Raw genomic sequence first — 13,342 nt, forward strand, 5'->3', positions numbered from 1 at the left:
CGGTCAGCGTCCCATCAGAGTCAGCAAGGCGCGGACGGTGTTCTCCACCCCAACGGCAATCGTCGCGATCGTCGAGTCCAGCATATAGCAGGGCGAGGTCGCGATCTTGTGCACCGGGTCGATGATCACTTCGCCCGGACCGGCGGTGCGGTGATGCGCGCCCATCTGGTCGATCGCGGCGGCGGTGCCGCTGTCATTGCCGATGGTGAGTTCGGCCCCGTCGCCGACGATCCGCGCCAGCAATGCCGGGGCGATGCACAGCGCCCCGATCGGCTTGCCCGCCGCCAGCATCAGCCGCACCGCCCGTTCGGTGGCGGGATCGACGGCGCAGGCGGCTCCATCGATGGCAAAGCCGCACAGATTCTTGGCAGCCCCAAAGCCGCCGGGCAGGATCAGGGCGTCACACTCGGCCGGGTCGAACTCGGCCAGATCGGTGATCACGCCCCGGGCGATCCGGGCGGATTCGACCAGGACATTGCGGGTCTCGCCCGCGGCGACCGCGCCGGTCAGGTGGTTGACGACATGCAATTGGGGGCGGTCGGGGGCATAGCAGCGATAGGTTCCGCCCAGCCGGTCGATTGCCAGCAGGGTCAGGACGGATTCGTGAATCTCGGTTCCGTCAAAGACGCCGCAGCCCGACAGAATCACGGCGAATCTCGGTTGAGCGGACATGGCGGCGCGACTCCTGATCGAGGAAAGGGAAGGGGGCGATTATACGATTTCCCGCCGTCGGAGCCATGGTCTATCCTTGGTCAAACGACGAGATCCCCCCTGCGCGCGAGATGTGATCTGCCATGACCAGTGCCTATGCCCAGCTTGAAGCCCGTTTTCACAAGGCGTCGGTGATCGGTGATGCCTTGTCGATCTTGCACTGGGACATGGCGACGATGATGCCGGACGGCAGCGCCGAATCCCGTGCCGAGCAGTTCGCCGTGCTGCGCGGCCTGCATCATCAGATCATGGCCGCGCCGGACCTGCCCGACCTGCTCGACGCCGCCGAGGGCGAAACGCTGGAGGGATGGGAGCGGGCCAATCTGGCCGAGATGCGGCGCGATTGGGTCCATGCCGCCGCCTTGCCCGCCGATCTGGTCGAGGCGGTGACCCGGGCCGAGGCCGCCTGTGAGATGGTCTGGCGCGAGGCCCGTGCCGCCGCCGATTTTGCCCAGGTGCTGCCTTCGCTGAAGACGGTGCTGTCGCTGGCGCGCGAGGTCGGCGCGGTCAAGGCCGAGCGGCTGGGAGTCGGGCTGTATGACGCTCTGCTCGATCAGTACGAGCCGGGCGGGCGGGCCGCCGCGATCGACCCGGTGTTCGATCATCTGGAAGGCTTCCTGCCCGGCTTTATTGCCGAGGTGCTGGAGGCCCAGCGCCGCAATCCGCCGCCCGCGCCGCCGCCCGGACCGTTCCCGATCGAGCGTCAGCGCGCCCTGGGCCTCGACATGATGACACGCCTTGGGTTCGATTTCACCCGGGGTCGGCTCGACATCTCGCACCATCCGTTCTGTGGCGGCCATGCCGACGATACCCGTATCACCACCCGCTATGACGAGGCCGATTTCAGTTCGGCGCTGATGGGAGTGATCCACGAAACCGGCCATTCCCTTTATGAATTTGGTCTGCCGGGCGGGCGTTGGCGTCACCAGCCGGTCGCCCGCGCCCGCGGCATGGTGATGCACGAATCCCAATCGCTGCTGTTCGAGATGCAGGTGGCCCGCTCGCGGGCCTTTGCCGATTTCGCCGCACCGGCGATCCGCGCCGCCTTCGACGTCGCCGGTCCGGCCTGGGAGGCCGAGGCGCTGTACCGGCGCGGGATCAAGGTCGAACCCGGCTTTATCCGTGTCGATGCCGACGAAGTGACCTATCCCGCCCATGTCATCATCCGCTATCGGCTGGAACGGGCGCTGATCGAAGGCCGGATGGAGCTGGAAGACCTTCCCGCCGCCTGGAACGAAGGCTATCGCCGTTTGCTCGGAATCACGCCGCCCAACGACCGCCTGGGCTGCTTGCAGGATATCCATTGGTACAGCGGGTCGTGGGGCTATTTCCCCACCTATACCCTAGGCGCGATGACCGCTGCCCAACTGTTCGATGCCGCCCGTCGGGCAATTCCCGGCCTGACCGACGCGCTGGCCCAGGGCGATATCCGGCCGCTGCTCGACTGGCTGCGCGCCGAAATCCACGGCAAGGGCTCGTCGCTCTCGACCTCCGATCTGATGATTGCCGCGACCGGGCGGCCGCTTGACCCCGCACTGTTCGAGGCCCATTTGCGTGGGCGTTACCTGGGATGAACGCGGTGGCGACCGACGCGCCGATGTTCTTCTTCGGCACCCTGATGGACCCGGACGTGCTGGCCCTGGTGCTGGGCCATTCGCTGGCCAGTGTGCGGATCGAACCGGCCTCGGTGCGCGGGGTGCGCCGGGTTCACGTCGCCGGGCGGTCTTATCCGATGCTGCGACCCCATCCCGGCGGGCGGGTCGAGGGGCATCTGGTCGGCGGTCTGAGCGAACTGGACCGGGCGCGGCTGGCCTATTACGAAGGCTGGGAATACGATGTCGGAATCGTTGCCGTCACCGACGCGGCGGGGCGGAGGGTGACCGCTGGACTTTATGTCTGCCCGCCCCATATCCAGGCCGAGAACCGGGTGTGGCGGCTGGAAAGCTGGCAGAGCGTACACAAGGGCGGTTATCTCCCCCGCCTGCGTCGGCTGATGGCCGGATTCGATCCGGGGGCCAGCGGGGCCGACGGGGCCAAGCGGCCGCCGATGGCTCCGGGGGCGACGCGGGGACGCCGCACTGCGGGATAAAGCATTGCCGCCAAGGGTGCGGCGCGGTAATCATCGCGCCACACCGTGCCGAGAGGAGTCCGATTCCGTGGATTTCGCCGATTTTCTTGACGACCAGATTGCCGGACATGCCGAAGTGCTGGCCCTGACCGGCCCGGCGGTGCGTGCGCCGTTCCGCCATCTGGTCGAAGCCTGTTTGGCCGCTTTGGCCGGTGGCGGCAAGATTCTGTTCTTCGGCAATGGCGGCAGCGCCGCCGATGCCCAGCATCTCGCCGCCGAACTGGTGGTCCGCTATCGGGTCAATCGCCCGGCGCTGGCGGCGCTGGCGCTGACCACCGACAGTTCGATCCTGACCGCCTGCGGCAACGATTTCTCGTTCGACGATATCTATGCCCGTCAGATCGAGGCGTTGGGACAGCCGGGTGACGTCGCCATCGGCATTTCGACCTCGGGCAACAGCCCCAATGTGTTGAAGGCGCTTCAGGCCGCGCGGGCCAACGGCATGGTCGCCGCCGGTCTGTCGGGCCGCGACGGCGGGGCGATGGTCGGTCTGGCCGATCCGTTGCTGGTGGTGCCCAGTCCGGTGACCGCCCGTATTCAGGAAATGCACATCCTGATCGGTCATGCTCTGTGCGACCGGATCGAAGCGGCGGCCTAGCCTCTTCGGTCGGAACGAAAGCCGTTACGACCCGCTTCCTTAAGGAGTGGGCTTGACCTCGTGGGGGGTGTCGTGCTGTTGATGCCCTCGTAAATTTCTTTTATTGCAGGAAGACCAGGACGTGGATCGGCTGACTGGCGGCACCCGCCCTTATCTACTGCTTACCCTGATGTGCCTGTTCCTGTACATGCCGGGACTGGTCACGGTGCCTCCGCTTGACCGTGACGAATCCCGTTTCATGCAGGCGACCCGTCAGATGTTGGAAACCGGCGATTACGTCCGGATTCAGTTCCAGTCGGAGATGCGGGCAAAGAAACCGGCCGGGGCCTATTGGGCTCAGGCGGCCAGCGTTCTTGCCTTTTCCGATCCCACCACCCGCGAGCCGTGGCCTTATCGTCTGCCCTCGGTGCTGGCGGCGTGGGCGGCGGCGCTGATGACTTTTGGAATCGGACGGCGGCTGTTCGGGCCTCCGGCGGCGTTGTTGGGCGCGGCGCTGCTGGCGTCGTGTCTGCTGCTGGTCGCCGAGGCCCATCAGGCCAAAACCGATGCGATGTTGCTGGCCTCGGTCGTGCTGGCCCAAGCGGTGCTGGGGCGGTTCTATCTGGCGGCACGGCGCAACGATACCACCCCCGGTTTTGGTGCCGCGCTGACCTTCTGGGTCGCGATCGGCGTCTCGGTCCTGCTCAAAGGGCCGGTGGTGCCGGTGATCCTGCTGCTGACGATTCTGACCCTGGTGATCGCCGACCGGCGGGTCATCGGGGCAGGCTGGCTGTGGGGATTGCGCCCGATCGAGGGGCTGGCGATCGCGACCGCGATCGCGGCACCGTGGTTCTTCGCGATCAGTCAGGCGACCGACGGCGCCTTTGTCGGCGAAGCGGTCAAAGGCGATCTGTTGCCCAAATTGCTGGGGGCGCAGGAAAGCCACGGCGCGCCGCCCGGAATGTATCTGCTGCTGTCGCCGGTGACCTTGTGGCCCGCCTCGCTGCTGCTGGTGCCGGGGCTGATCTGGGCCTGGAGCCAGCGGGCCCGGCCCGAGGTCCGGTTCTGTTTCGCCTGGATCATTCCGGCCTGGGTGATGTTCGAACTGATCCCGACCAAGCTGCCGCATTACGTTCTGCCGACCTTTCCCGCGCTGGCGCTGCTGATGGCGGCGGCGGCCTGGGGCGGCGAAATGCGCTTTGGCCGCACCTCGCGGCTGTGGGCGATTGCGTGGAGCCTGATCGCGCTGGCGATCGCGGGCGCGGTGCTGCTCGCCCCCTTGGGCTTTGGTGATCGGTTCGACCTGACTAGTCTGCCCGCCTTTGTCGCGATTGCCGGGACCGGGCTGTTGTCGGCGTGGCTGATGATCCAGAGCCGGGTGCTGGGGGCTGCCTTCGCGGTGCTGGTGACCGCCTGTGCCGCTTTCCCGGTGGTGATGGACGGGGTGTTGCCCCAGCTCAACCAGCTTTGGGTCAGCCGCTCGGTTGCCGAACTGGCCGCCGCCCGGCCGCATCAGGGGCCGGTGGTGGTGGCGGGCTATTCCGAACCCAGCCTGGTGTTCCTGCTCGGTACCGATACCAAGCTCAGCAACGGGGGCGAGGCGGCAATCATCCTGGCCAACCGCCCCGGAACCCTGGTTCTGATTTCCGACCGCGAGGAAAGTGCGTTCCAGGCCGAATGCGCGGCGCGGACGTTGAAGGTCGCGGCGGTCGGCAAGGTCAAGGGATTCAATTACTCGCGCGGCCGCCCGGTGGTGCTGACCGCCTATGCGGTGGAGGATATGAAGCCGTGAGTGTGATCGATAGCATGCTGCTGCCGTTCGAGCGGGTCGCAATCTCGATCGCGGCGCGGTGGGAGAAGTCCAGTCGTTTGCGTGGCGCGGTGGCGCGGCAATGGCGGCGCACCATCACTTCGCCGATGGAATGGCTGTCGGTGTACGCCCTGATTCTGGGCGGCCTTGGCGTCTTCCTGCTCGACGAGCCGCTGGCGCTGCTGTTCAAGGAAACGGTGTCGGGCGATTTCGAGGGCTTCCTGAAGATCGTCACCGAAGTGGGCATCGCCGGGGTGTGGCTGATCCCGACCGGGATTCTGACCCTGGTGTTCCTGCTGGCGCGGCGGATTGCGGTCAGCCCGGCGGCGCGTGAGCGGTTCACCCGTCTGGCCTGGGCGCCCGGCTTTGTCTTCCTGTCGATGGCGGTGTCGGGCCTGATCGGTTCTCTGCTGAAGTATCTGGTCGGGCGCAGCCGTCCCCAGGTTCTGTTCGAGCAGGGGATTGCGACCTTCACCCCCTTCTCGCATGGCTGGGCGGTCAATTCCTTCCCGTCGGGTCATTCCCAGGCGATTTTTTCGGCGATGATCGCGCTGGCCCTGGTGTTTCCCCGCTATAGCCTTGCCTATATCGCCCTGGCGATTCTGGTGGCGTCGAGCCGGGTGCTGACCACCGTGCATTATTTCTCCGACGTGGTGGCCGGGGCGTGGCTGGGGATCTTCATCACCCTGGCCCTGGCCAAGCTGTTGTCTTTGCGGGGCATCGACGTCCGCTATCGTCCGCCCGGAGAGGGGGGATGGTGAGCCGCGACGCCGACACCGGCGGGTCCGAGCCGCTGGCCGGGCTGCTGCACGGCCATCCCGAGACCGCCTTCGATTATTTCGAATTCCGCCGCCTGATGGCCGGATCGGTTGCCGAGATGGCGGCGACGCGGGCGACCGAGGCCGATCTGGCCCGGATCGCCGCCTGTGTCCAGGCGTTGGAGGATGCCCACCTCCACGACGATCCCGATCAGGAAGCCGCCGCCGATACCGACTTTCACACCGCGTTGTGTGAAGCGGCGGGCAACCCTGTCACCACCCGGGTGATGTTGCGGATTTTCGAGATGCTGCGCGGCGGGGTGTTCTATGACCGCTGTGATCTGTACCGCCGCCGGGGGGTCCGTGACGGCTTTCTGGCTCAGCACCGGGCGATGTGGCAGGCGATCCTGGCCCGCGATGGGGCGTTGGCCCGTCGCCTCAGCGAAGCCCATATCGACGCCACCGAGGACGCCCTGCGCGAAGCCCGTGAGGACGACGCCCGCCGCGAGGTGGCGTTGCGCCGCCAGGATGGGATCGGTCTGACTTCCAGCCGTCGCTGACGCGATTCTTAAGGAGAGCGCCCTCAATCGCCGGCACGGTCCATCCGGCCCGTTTGGCTCTCGCTCGCATCAGCTCGCGGGGCCTCAATGGCCCAGTCGGCGGCTCCGCCGCCTCCAGAGACGATGACCCGACTCCCTCGCTCGTGACAGGGCGGGAAATCCGGGCTAGGGTCACCGCCCGTATGAACCAAGAGGACCCGTTTGCAATGAGACCGTCCGGCCGCGCCTTCGATCAGCTTCGCACCATCAGCCTTGAACCGGGCTTTTCCCGGCATGCCGAAGGATCGTGTCTTGCCCGCTTTGGCGACACCCACGTCCTGTGCACCGCCTCGGTCGAAGAGCGGGTGCCGCCGTTCCTGCGCAACACCGGCAAGGGCTGGGTCACCGCCGAATACGGCATGTTGCCGCGCTCGACTCACACCCGCACCGACCGCGAGGCGGCCAAGGGCAAGCAATCCGGCCGCACCCATGAAATTCAGCGCCTGATCGGCCGCTCGCTGCGCTCGGTGGTCGATCTCGCCGCGATGGGCGAGCGTCAGATCCGCATCGATTGTGACGTGCTTCAGGCCGATGGCGGCACCCGTACCGCTGCGATTACCGGAAGCTGGGTGGCGCTGGCACTGGCTTTCCGCAAGCTGGTCGAGCAGGGCCTGCTGGCGGCGGTGCCGTTGACCGATCATGTCGCCGCCGTCTCTTGCGGCCTGTGCGAAGGGGTCGCGGTGCTTGATCTCGATTACCCCGAAGATTCGACCGCCTGGGCCGATGCCAATTTCGTCCTGACCGGGCGCGGCGGCATCGTCGAAATCCAGGGCACCGCCGAGGAATGCCCGTTCGCCCGCGACCAGTTCCTGGAATTGCTGGCGCTGGCCGAAAAAGGCATCGGCGAATTGGTCGAAATCCAGAAGCGGGCTCTGGAGGCGTGATGAACACCCGGCGTTTCGGCGGAGGAAAGCTGGTCATCGCCAGCCATAACCAGGGCAAGGTGCGCGAGATCGGCGACCTGCTTGCGCCGTTCGGCGCCGATGTGGTCTCTGCCGCGACGCTGGGACTGCCCGAACCGGAAGAGACCGGGGCGACCTTCGTCGCCAACGCCGAATTGAAAGCCCGCGCCGCCGCGACCGCCAGCGGTCTCCCGGCGCTGGCCGACGATTCCGGTCTGGCGGTGACCGCTCTGGGCGGCGCTCCGGGGATCTTTTCCGCCCGCTGGGCTGGGCCGGACAAGGATTTCGCCGCCGCGATGGCGCGGATCAATACCGAATTGGGCAGCACTTCCGATCGCTCGGCCCAGTTCGTCTGCGTGCTGTCGCTGGCCTGGCCCGATGGTCATTGCGACAGCTTCGAAGGCACCGTCGCGGGCGAAATCGTCTGGCCGCCCCAGGGCGACAAGGGGTTCGGCTATGACCCGATCTTTCGTCCGATCGGCGGCAGCCTGACCTTTGCCGAGATCGAGCCCGCCGCCAAGCATGCCATCAGCCACCGCGCCGACGCCTTCCGGCAGTTGGTCGCGGCCTGCTTTACCCCCGGCTGACCGGGGTGACGACGGAACCGGATGCCGGTTTCGGGCTGTATGTCCATTGGCCGTTCTGCCGGTCGAAATGCCCCTATTGCGATTTCAACAGCCGACCCGTCGCCGGGGCGGTCGATCAGCGCCGTTGGGGTCGGGCGCTGCTGACCGAGCTTGAGCATTTCGCGGAGCGGACACCAGGGCGGCGACCGACCAGCCTGTTTTTCGGCGGCGGCACGCCCTCGCTGCTCGATCCCGACATCGTTGCCGCGATCATCGCGCGGGCGCAAGGCCTGTGGGACTGTGCGCCGGATTGGGAAGTCTCGATGGAGGCCAATCCCGACAGCGCCGATGCCGGTCGCTTCCGCGCCTATCGCGCCGCCGGCATCGAACGCCTCTCGCTCGGGCTTCAGGCGCTTGACGACGTTTCGCTGCGCTGGCTGGGTCGTCCCCACGATGTCGCCACCGGCCGCGCCGCGCTGGAGATGGCCCGCGCCGTCTTTCCCCGCCTGTCGTTCGACCTGATCCATTCCCGCCCCGGCCAGAGCGTGGCGGCATGGCGGGCGGAACTGGCCGAGGCGCTGAGTTTCGCTCCCGAGCATCTCTCGCTGTATCAACTGACGATCGAGGACGGCACAATCTTCGGGCAGCGCGGGATCGAACCGCCCGACGACGATCTGGGCCGCGCCTTGCTCGATCTGACCCGCGCGATGACCGTCGAGGCCGGGTTGCCCGCCTATGAAGTCTCCAACCATGCCCGTCCCGGCGCGGAATGCCGCCACAATCTGACCTATTGGCGCGGTGGCGACTGGATCGGAATCGGTCCCGGCGCGCATGGACGGGTGGGCGGGACTGCGTTTGCCCAGACCCGCGAGCCAGAGACGTGGCTGGCTTCGGTCGAGGCCGACGGTCACGGCACCGCGAGCGAAGAGGGACTGTCGCCGCAATCGCTCGCCGCCGAACGGGTGATGATGGGGCTGCGTCTGGCCGAGGGGATTGATCTGGCCCGGCTGGCCGCCGGGTGCGGGCTGAGCGTCGATCAGGTGATCGACCGGCGCGGTCTGGATCGCCTCTGCGCGGCCGGGCTGGTTGATTGCGTCGGCGGGCGATTGCGCGCGACGCCCGAGGGCTGGCCGTTGCTGGATTCGGTGCTGGCGATGCTGCTGGCGTAGGGGAGGCGACCGCCTCCCCTTCCGTCCGCTCTTGGTCTTAGGTGCGGTACGAGCCGTTGATGTCGATATAGGCGTGGGTCAGGTCGCAGGTCCACACCTGGGCTTCGCCGCTGCCGATGCCGACATCGACCTCGATCTCGATATTTTGCCCCTTCATGTGGGCGGTGACCGGGGTTTCGTCATAACCGGGCACGACTTCGCCCTGGTCGGCGACAAGAACGCCGCCGATCCGGATCGACAGCTTATCCCGGTCGGCCTTTTCGCCCGACTTGCCCACCGCCATCACGACGCGGCCCCAATTGGCGTCCTCGCCCGCGATCGCGGTCTTGACCAGCGGCGAGTTGGCGATCGCCATGCCGATCACATGCGCGGCACGCGGAGTGTCAGCCCCTGTGACCTTGATCGAGATGAACTTGCTGGCGCCTTCGCCGTCCTTGACCACCTGATGGGCCAGATCGAGCAGCAGGTCGAACAGCTTGGCCTTGAAATCGGCGAGGCGGGGATCGGCGGCATCGGCGATCGGGGTGTTGCCCGCCTTGGCGGTCGCGAACAGCAGCAGCGTGTCGCTGGTCGAGGTGTCGCTATCGACGGTGATGGCGTTGAACGAGCGGTCGGTGCCCGCCTTCAGCAGCGCCTGAAGCGCCTCGGCCGAAATGTCGGCATCGGTGAAGACATAAGACAGCATCGTCGCCATATCGGGGGCGATCATTCCCGAGCCTTTGGCGATGCCGTTGATCCGCACCGTAACGCCGTCGATGGTGGCGGTGCGGGCCGCGCCCTTGGGATAGGTGTCGGTGGTCATGATCGCCTTCGCCGCTTCTTCCCACGCGGTGGGGGCAAGCTTGGCGTGAGCGTCGGCCAGGGCGGCGGTGATCTTCTCGTCGGGCAGGCGCACGCCGATGGTGCCGGTCGAGGAGACATAGACCTCGGTCGTGGCACACCCGGCGATCTCGGCGGCCTTGGCGACGGTGCGCTCGACCGAGGCGATCCCGGCCCCGCCGGTGAAGGCGTTGGCATTGCCGGAATTGACCACCAGCAGACGCGCGCGTCCGGTGGCGACGGCGGTGCGGCACCATTCGACCGGGGCCGACGCGGTCAGCGAACGGGTGAACACACCGGCGGCGCGGCTGCCGGGATCGAGTTCGACCAGCAGCAGATCGGTACGCCCGGCATAGCGAACGCCACAGGCGTGGCTGGCAAGGCGCACGCCGTCGATCACGGGCATGTCGGGGAAACAAGCGGGGGCAAGCGGAGACAGCGCGGTCATGATGGTCGTCACGTCCAGTATAGCGAAAAGGTCCGGGCGAGCATCGCACTCGGCCCGGCCGACGTCTCGCGTCGATTCAGTGACGACCGTAGATCACTTGTCGGGCGGTTGGAATAGGAAAGCTTTATGACGCCAGACGCTTGCGCATCATTCGAATGCCGAGGCCCAGCAGCGGTACCCGGGCATAGACCTGTCCGCCCGCGTCCCAATGATCGCGATGCAGCGACACCCGACCGGCCGGGGTGAAGTGAACCTCGCTCATCCCGGCGATCGACAGGCGCTGTCCGGCGATGGTGGCGGCGAAATCCCAGCGCAGATAGCCCCCCTTGCCGCCCATCGCCCAATCCAGCACGACGAATGAGGGGGCACCGAGATCGCGCAGCATCCGGCCCAACAGGGCTTTGACCTGATCACGGCCCTGGACATCGTTGAAGGGATCGACGAAGCGCAAATCGGGGCTGGCCAGATCGTTGAGGCGGTCAAGCGTTTCCGGGCCAAGACCGGACCAGAATCCCGCCCAGGATTCCAGCGGGCTCATCGCCATCCGTCCCGAGAGAGTCCGTTTCCCCTGGTCATGAGAGACACCTCCGCCTGCCGATCAGGCTGGCGGTGGAGGCTCAAGGCCGGATCACGTCGACGTCCACCGCAACCTCAACATGGTGATCGCCGCCGCCCAGAACCACCCCCCGGATCGGGCTGACATCGTCATAATCGCGTCCCCAGGCGACGACGACATGATCCTCGCCCGCGATCATGTCGTTGGTCGGATCGACCTCCAGCCAGCCCCAGCCGGGCAGGAACACCGACAGCCAAGCGTGCGAGGCGTCGGCACCCTGAAGCTTTTCCTGTCCGGGCGGGGGCAGGGTGCGGATATAGCCGCTGACATAGCGCGCCGCCAGCCCGGTGGCGCGCAGGCAGGCGATGCCGACATGGGCGAAATCCTGGCACACGCCGCGACGGCCCGAAAACACCTCGGCCAATGGGATTCCGACCGAGGTCGCATCGGGGTCGAAGACGAAATCGGTGTGGATGCGGCGGACCAGATCGAGCACCGCTTCGGCTAACGGCCGCCCCGGCGGGAAGCTGGGCGCGGCATAGGCGGCGGCCTGGGCCAGCAGCGGCACCTGCGACGAGGCGTGAAGGAAGTCGAGGCTCCGCTCGATCCCGGCTCCGGTGCCGGCGGTCAGGCGGTCGCGGGTTGTCTCCCACGGGCCGCCGCCATCGGCGGGCAAGGGCGGCGGGGCGTGGGTTTCGACGACGAAACGCACCTCGACCTCCAGGGTAGTGTGCGGCTCCTGGATCGTGAAAAAGGTGGTCGGGTTGCCGAAATAATCGAGCCGGTCATCCTTCAGCACCGCCGGAAAGGGGGTGATGTCGAGATCGACGCCATGATGACGCTGGCTGCTGTCGCCGCGTGGGCGCAGGTGGGCGGCATGGTGCGACAGCGAAACCGGCGCGCCGTAATGATAGCGGGTCAGGTGGCGGACACGGTATTTCACGGCAGCGGGTCCATCGGATGCAGCGGCAAATGCCATTGGGCATGGGTGAAGTATTCGCGCGAGATTACCTCGGACAGTTCCCACAGGCGCGAGCGCAGCGTTTCGAGCAGACGTTCGGCATCAATGAAGCCGCCATCGGTGTCATAACGCGCGATCACGGTGACGTCGGTGGTCCGCACGGTGCCGCACAGCACCGTCATCAATTGCTGCTCGGCGCGCAGGAACCCGGTCTCGCCCGAAATCGCGACCAGCCGGTCCATATGCCCGGCCAGCGCCGCCAATTGGAAGCCGAGCGCGCGGGGGTTGTTCTCGTCGCACATCAAGAGATCAAGCACGGCGGCGAGACGCGGCGCGGCGAGATAACGCGAGCGGTAGGTCATCACGCTGTCCCAGATGTCGAGCAGCAGGTCCATCGGCACCATCTGCTCGTGGGTCGCGCCCGCCAGCGCGCCGCCCAGCGTGTCGGCGATCGCTCCGGCGCGTTCGACCCGGCGGCCGGTGTCCCAGAACAGCCACATCGGCCCCCGGGTCATGTTCTCCATCGCCAGCCCACTGACCGCCTCGGCGGTCAGCACCACCTGATTGAGCCGACCCTGAGTGTCGCTGCGCCCGCTGGCGCTGGTCATCGCGTCGATCTCGTCCTTGAGGCGTTGCAGCGCCCGCCAGGTATCGAGCGACAGCCGGTCTCGCAGATTGCCCGCCTGCCGGATCATCCGTCCGGCATGGTCGGCCAGACTGCCGGGATGGCCGGTGGCGTGGAATTCGACCACGGCGGCGGGCAAATGATGGGGCGGATAGCTCAACAGCCCCGGCGGCAGGGTCAGCCCCAACCGCGCGATGGTCTGGATCGTATCGGTGGCGCGTTGGCCGTCGCCCTGATCCAGCGCGTCTTCGGTCCGTTGCGACGCCGCCCGCAGTAATCGGGTGGTGGTCTCGCAACGTTCGAGATAGCGGCCCAGCCAGAACATGGTGTCGGCGACGCGCGAGGGCAGATCGCGACTGCCCCGCACCAGCTTGACCGGAGCCGTCGCCCTGCGCTCGGCATTTTCCGGGGTCGGGCGGGTTTCGGACAGCACCCACAGATCCTTGCTGCCGCCGCCTCCGGCCTGAAGCCGGGCGGTGGTCAGTTCGTTCTCGCCCGAGACCCGCACCAGCCCGCCCGGCATCACCGACCAGCCCCGGTCGGTGGCGACGGCGAAGACGCGGATCACCATGTGGTGCGGTTCCAGTCGTCCGCGCTGCCAGACCGGGGTGGTCGAGAGCCCGCCGACCTCCTGCGCCACCCAATCCGTTGGCCGTTCGATGATCGCGGCGACCAGGGCGGCCCGTTCCTCCGGCGTCTAGGGGTCGAGCCGA

Annotated in this window: 14 protein-coding genes and 1 pseudogene; 9 read left to right on the forward strand and 6 right to left on the reverse strand. The window is 67.1% G+C overall.

Annotation, left to right across the window (positions count from 1 at the left end; translation table 11 throughout):
- Window positions 1-3: 3 nt before the first annotated feature.
- Complete coding sequence (elbB, locus tag K678_RS07035) at window positions 4-672, reverse strand: isoprenoid biosynthesis glyoxalase ElbB (RefSeq protein WP_021131767.1); 669 nt, start codon at window positions 670-672, stop codon at window positions 4-6.
- A gap of 122 nt (window positions 673-794) precedes the next feature.
- Here elbB and K678_RS07040 point away from each other — a divergent pair, with 122 nt between their 5' ends.
- The 9 genes from K678_RS07040 to hemW all read left to right on the forward strand — a co-directional run bounded on the left by K678_RS07040 (window position 795) and on the right by hemW (window position 9,220).
- Window positions 795-2,285, forward strand: coding sequence for a carboxypeptidase M32 (locus tag K678_RS07040; RefSeq protein WP_021131768.1), 1,491 nt, complete (start codon window positions 795-797; stop codon window positions 2,283-2,285).
- Entirely contained in the window at window positions 2,282-2,800 is a 519-nt protein-coding gene (locus K678_RS07045) for a gamma-glutamylcyclotransferase family protein (RefSeq protein ID WP_021131769.1), read from the forward strand. The genes K678_RS07040 and K678_RS07045 overlap by 4 nt, the downstream gene beginning before the upstream one ends.
- A gap of 67 nt (window positions 2,801-2,867) precedes the next feature.
- Window positions 2,868-3,437 carry a D-sedoheptulose 7-phosphate isomerase gene (locus tag K678_RS07050; protein ID WP_021131770.1) on the forward strand — a complete coding sequence of 190 codons (570 nt, stop codon included), beginning with the start codon at window positions 2,868-2,870 and terminating at the stop codon, window positions 3,435-3,437.
- Window positions 3,438-3,558: 121 nt separating this feature from the next.
- Window positions 3,559-5,208, forward strand: coding sequence for an ArnT family glycosyltransferase (locus K678_RS07055; RefSeq protein WP_021131771.1), 1,650 nt, complete (start codon window positions 3,559-3,561; stop codon window positions 5,206-5,208).
- Window positions 5,205-5,987 (forward strand): phosphatase PAP2 family protein, encoded by a 783-nt coding sequence (locus K678_RS07060; RefSeq protein WP_021131772.1) that lies wholly within the window; start codon window positions 5,205-5,207, stop codon window positions 5,985-5,987. Before K678_RS07055 ends, K678_RS07060 begins: the two co-directional genes overlap by 4 nt.
- The gene (locus tag K678_RS07065; RefSeq protein ID WP_021131773.1) at window positions 5,981-6,544 is read left to right on the forward strand and encodes an FCD domain-containing protein; all 564 of its coding nucleotides are present in this window, start codon (window positions 5,981-5,983) and stop codon (window positions 6,542-6,544) included. The genes K678_RS07060 and K678_RS07065 overlap by 7 nt, the downstream gene beginning before the upstream one ends.
- 206 nt (window positions 6,545-6,750) lie before the next feature.
- Complete coding sequence (rph, locus tag K678_RS07070; RefSeq protein ID WP_021131774.1) at window positions 6,751-7,467, forward strand: ribonuclease PH; 717 nt, start codon at window positions 6,751-6,753, stop codon at window positions 7,465-7,467.
- Entirely contained in the window at window positions 7,467-8,072 is a 606-nt protein-coding gene (gene rdgB, locus K678_RS07075; RefSeq protein WP_021131775.1) for an RdgB/HAM1 family non-canonical purine NTP pyrophosphatase, read from the forward strand. Before rph ends, rdgB begins: the two co-directional genes overlap by 1 nt.
- 5 nt (window positions 8,073-8,077) lie before the next feature.
- Window positions 8,078-9,220, forward strand: coding sequence for a radical SAM family heme chaperone HemW (gene hemW, locus K678_RS07080; protein ID WP_021131776.1), 1,143 nt, complete (start codon window positions 8,078-8,080; stop codon window positions 9,218-9,220).
- 37 nt (window positions 9,221-9,257) lie between these two features.
- On the opposite strand, the gene argJ is transcribed toward hemW, so the two are convergent.
- The 5 genes and pseudogenes from argJ to K678_RS19730 form a co-directional block, all read right to left on the reverse strand.
- Window positions 9,258-10,487, reverse strand: a complete 1,230-nt coding sequence (argJ, locus tag K678_RS07085; RefSeq protein ID WP_021131777.1) for a bifunctional glutamate N-acetyltransferase/amino-acid acetyltransferase ArgJ — start codon at window positions 10,485-10,487, stop codon at window positions 9,258-9,260.
- A 124-nt stretch (window positions 10,488-10,611) separates the two neighbouring features.
- Window positions 10,612-11,025 carry a nuclear transport factor 2 family protein gene (locus K678_RS07090; protein WP_039852325.1) on the reverse strand — a complete coding sequence of 138 codons (414 nt, stop codon included), beginning with the start codon at window positions 11,023-11,025 and terminating at the stop codon, window positions 10,612-10,614.
- Between the two features lie 79 nt (window positions 11,026-11,104).
- Window positions 11,105-11,986 carry a transglutaminase family protein gene (locus tag K678_RS07095; RefSeq protein ID WP_021131779.1) on the reverse strand — a complete coding sequence of 294 codons (882 nt, stop codon included), beginning with the start codon at window positions 11,984-11,986 and terminating at the stop codon, window positions 11,105-11,107.
- Entirely contained in the window at window positions 11,983-13,152 is a 1,170-nt protein-coding gene (locus tag K678_RS07100; RefSeq protein WP_269210506.1) for an alpha-E domain-containing protein, read from the reverse strand. Before K678_RS07100 ends, K678_RS07095 begins: the two co-directional genes overlap by 4 nt.
- Window positions 13,138-13,311, reverse strand: a pseudogene (locus K678_RS19730) (circularly permuted type 2 ATP-grasp protein); the annotation flags it as partial. The pseudogene K678_RS19730 and the gene K678_RS07100, both read right to left, overlap by 15 nt.
- Between the last annotated feature and the right edge of the window lie 31 nt (window positions 13,312-13,342).

Origin of the sequence: Magnetospirillum fulvum MGU-K5 (assembly GCF_000442515.1) — a bacterium.
Lineage (GTDB): Bacteria > Pseudomonadota > Alphaproteobacteria > Rhodospirillales > Magnetospirillaceae > Phaeospirillum > Phaeospirillum fulvum_B.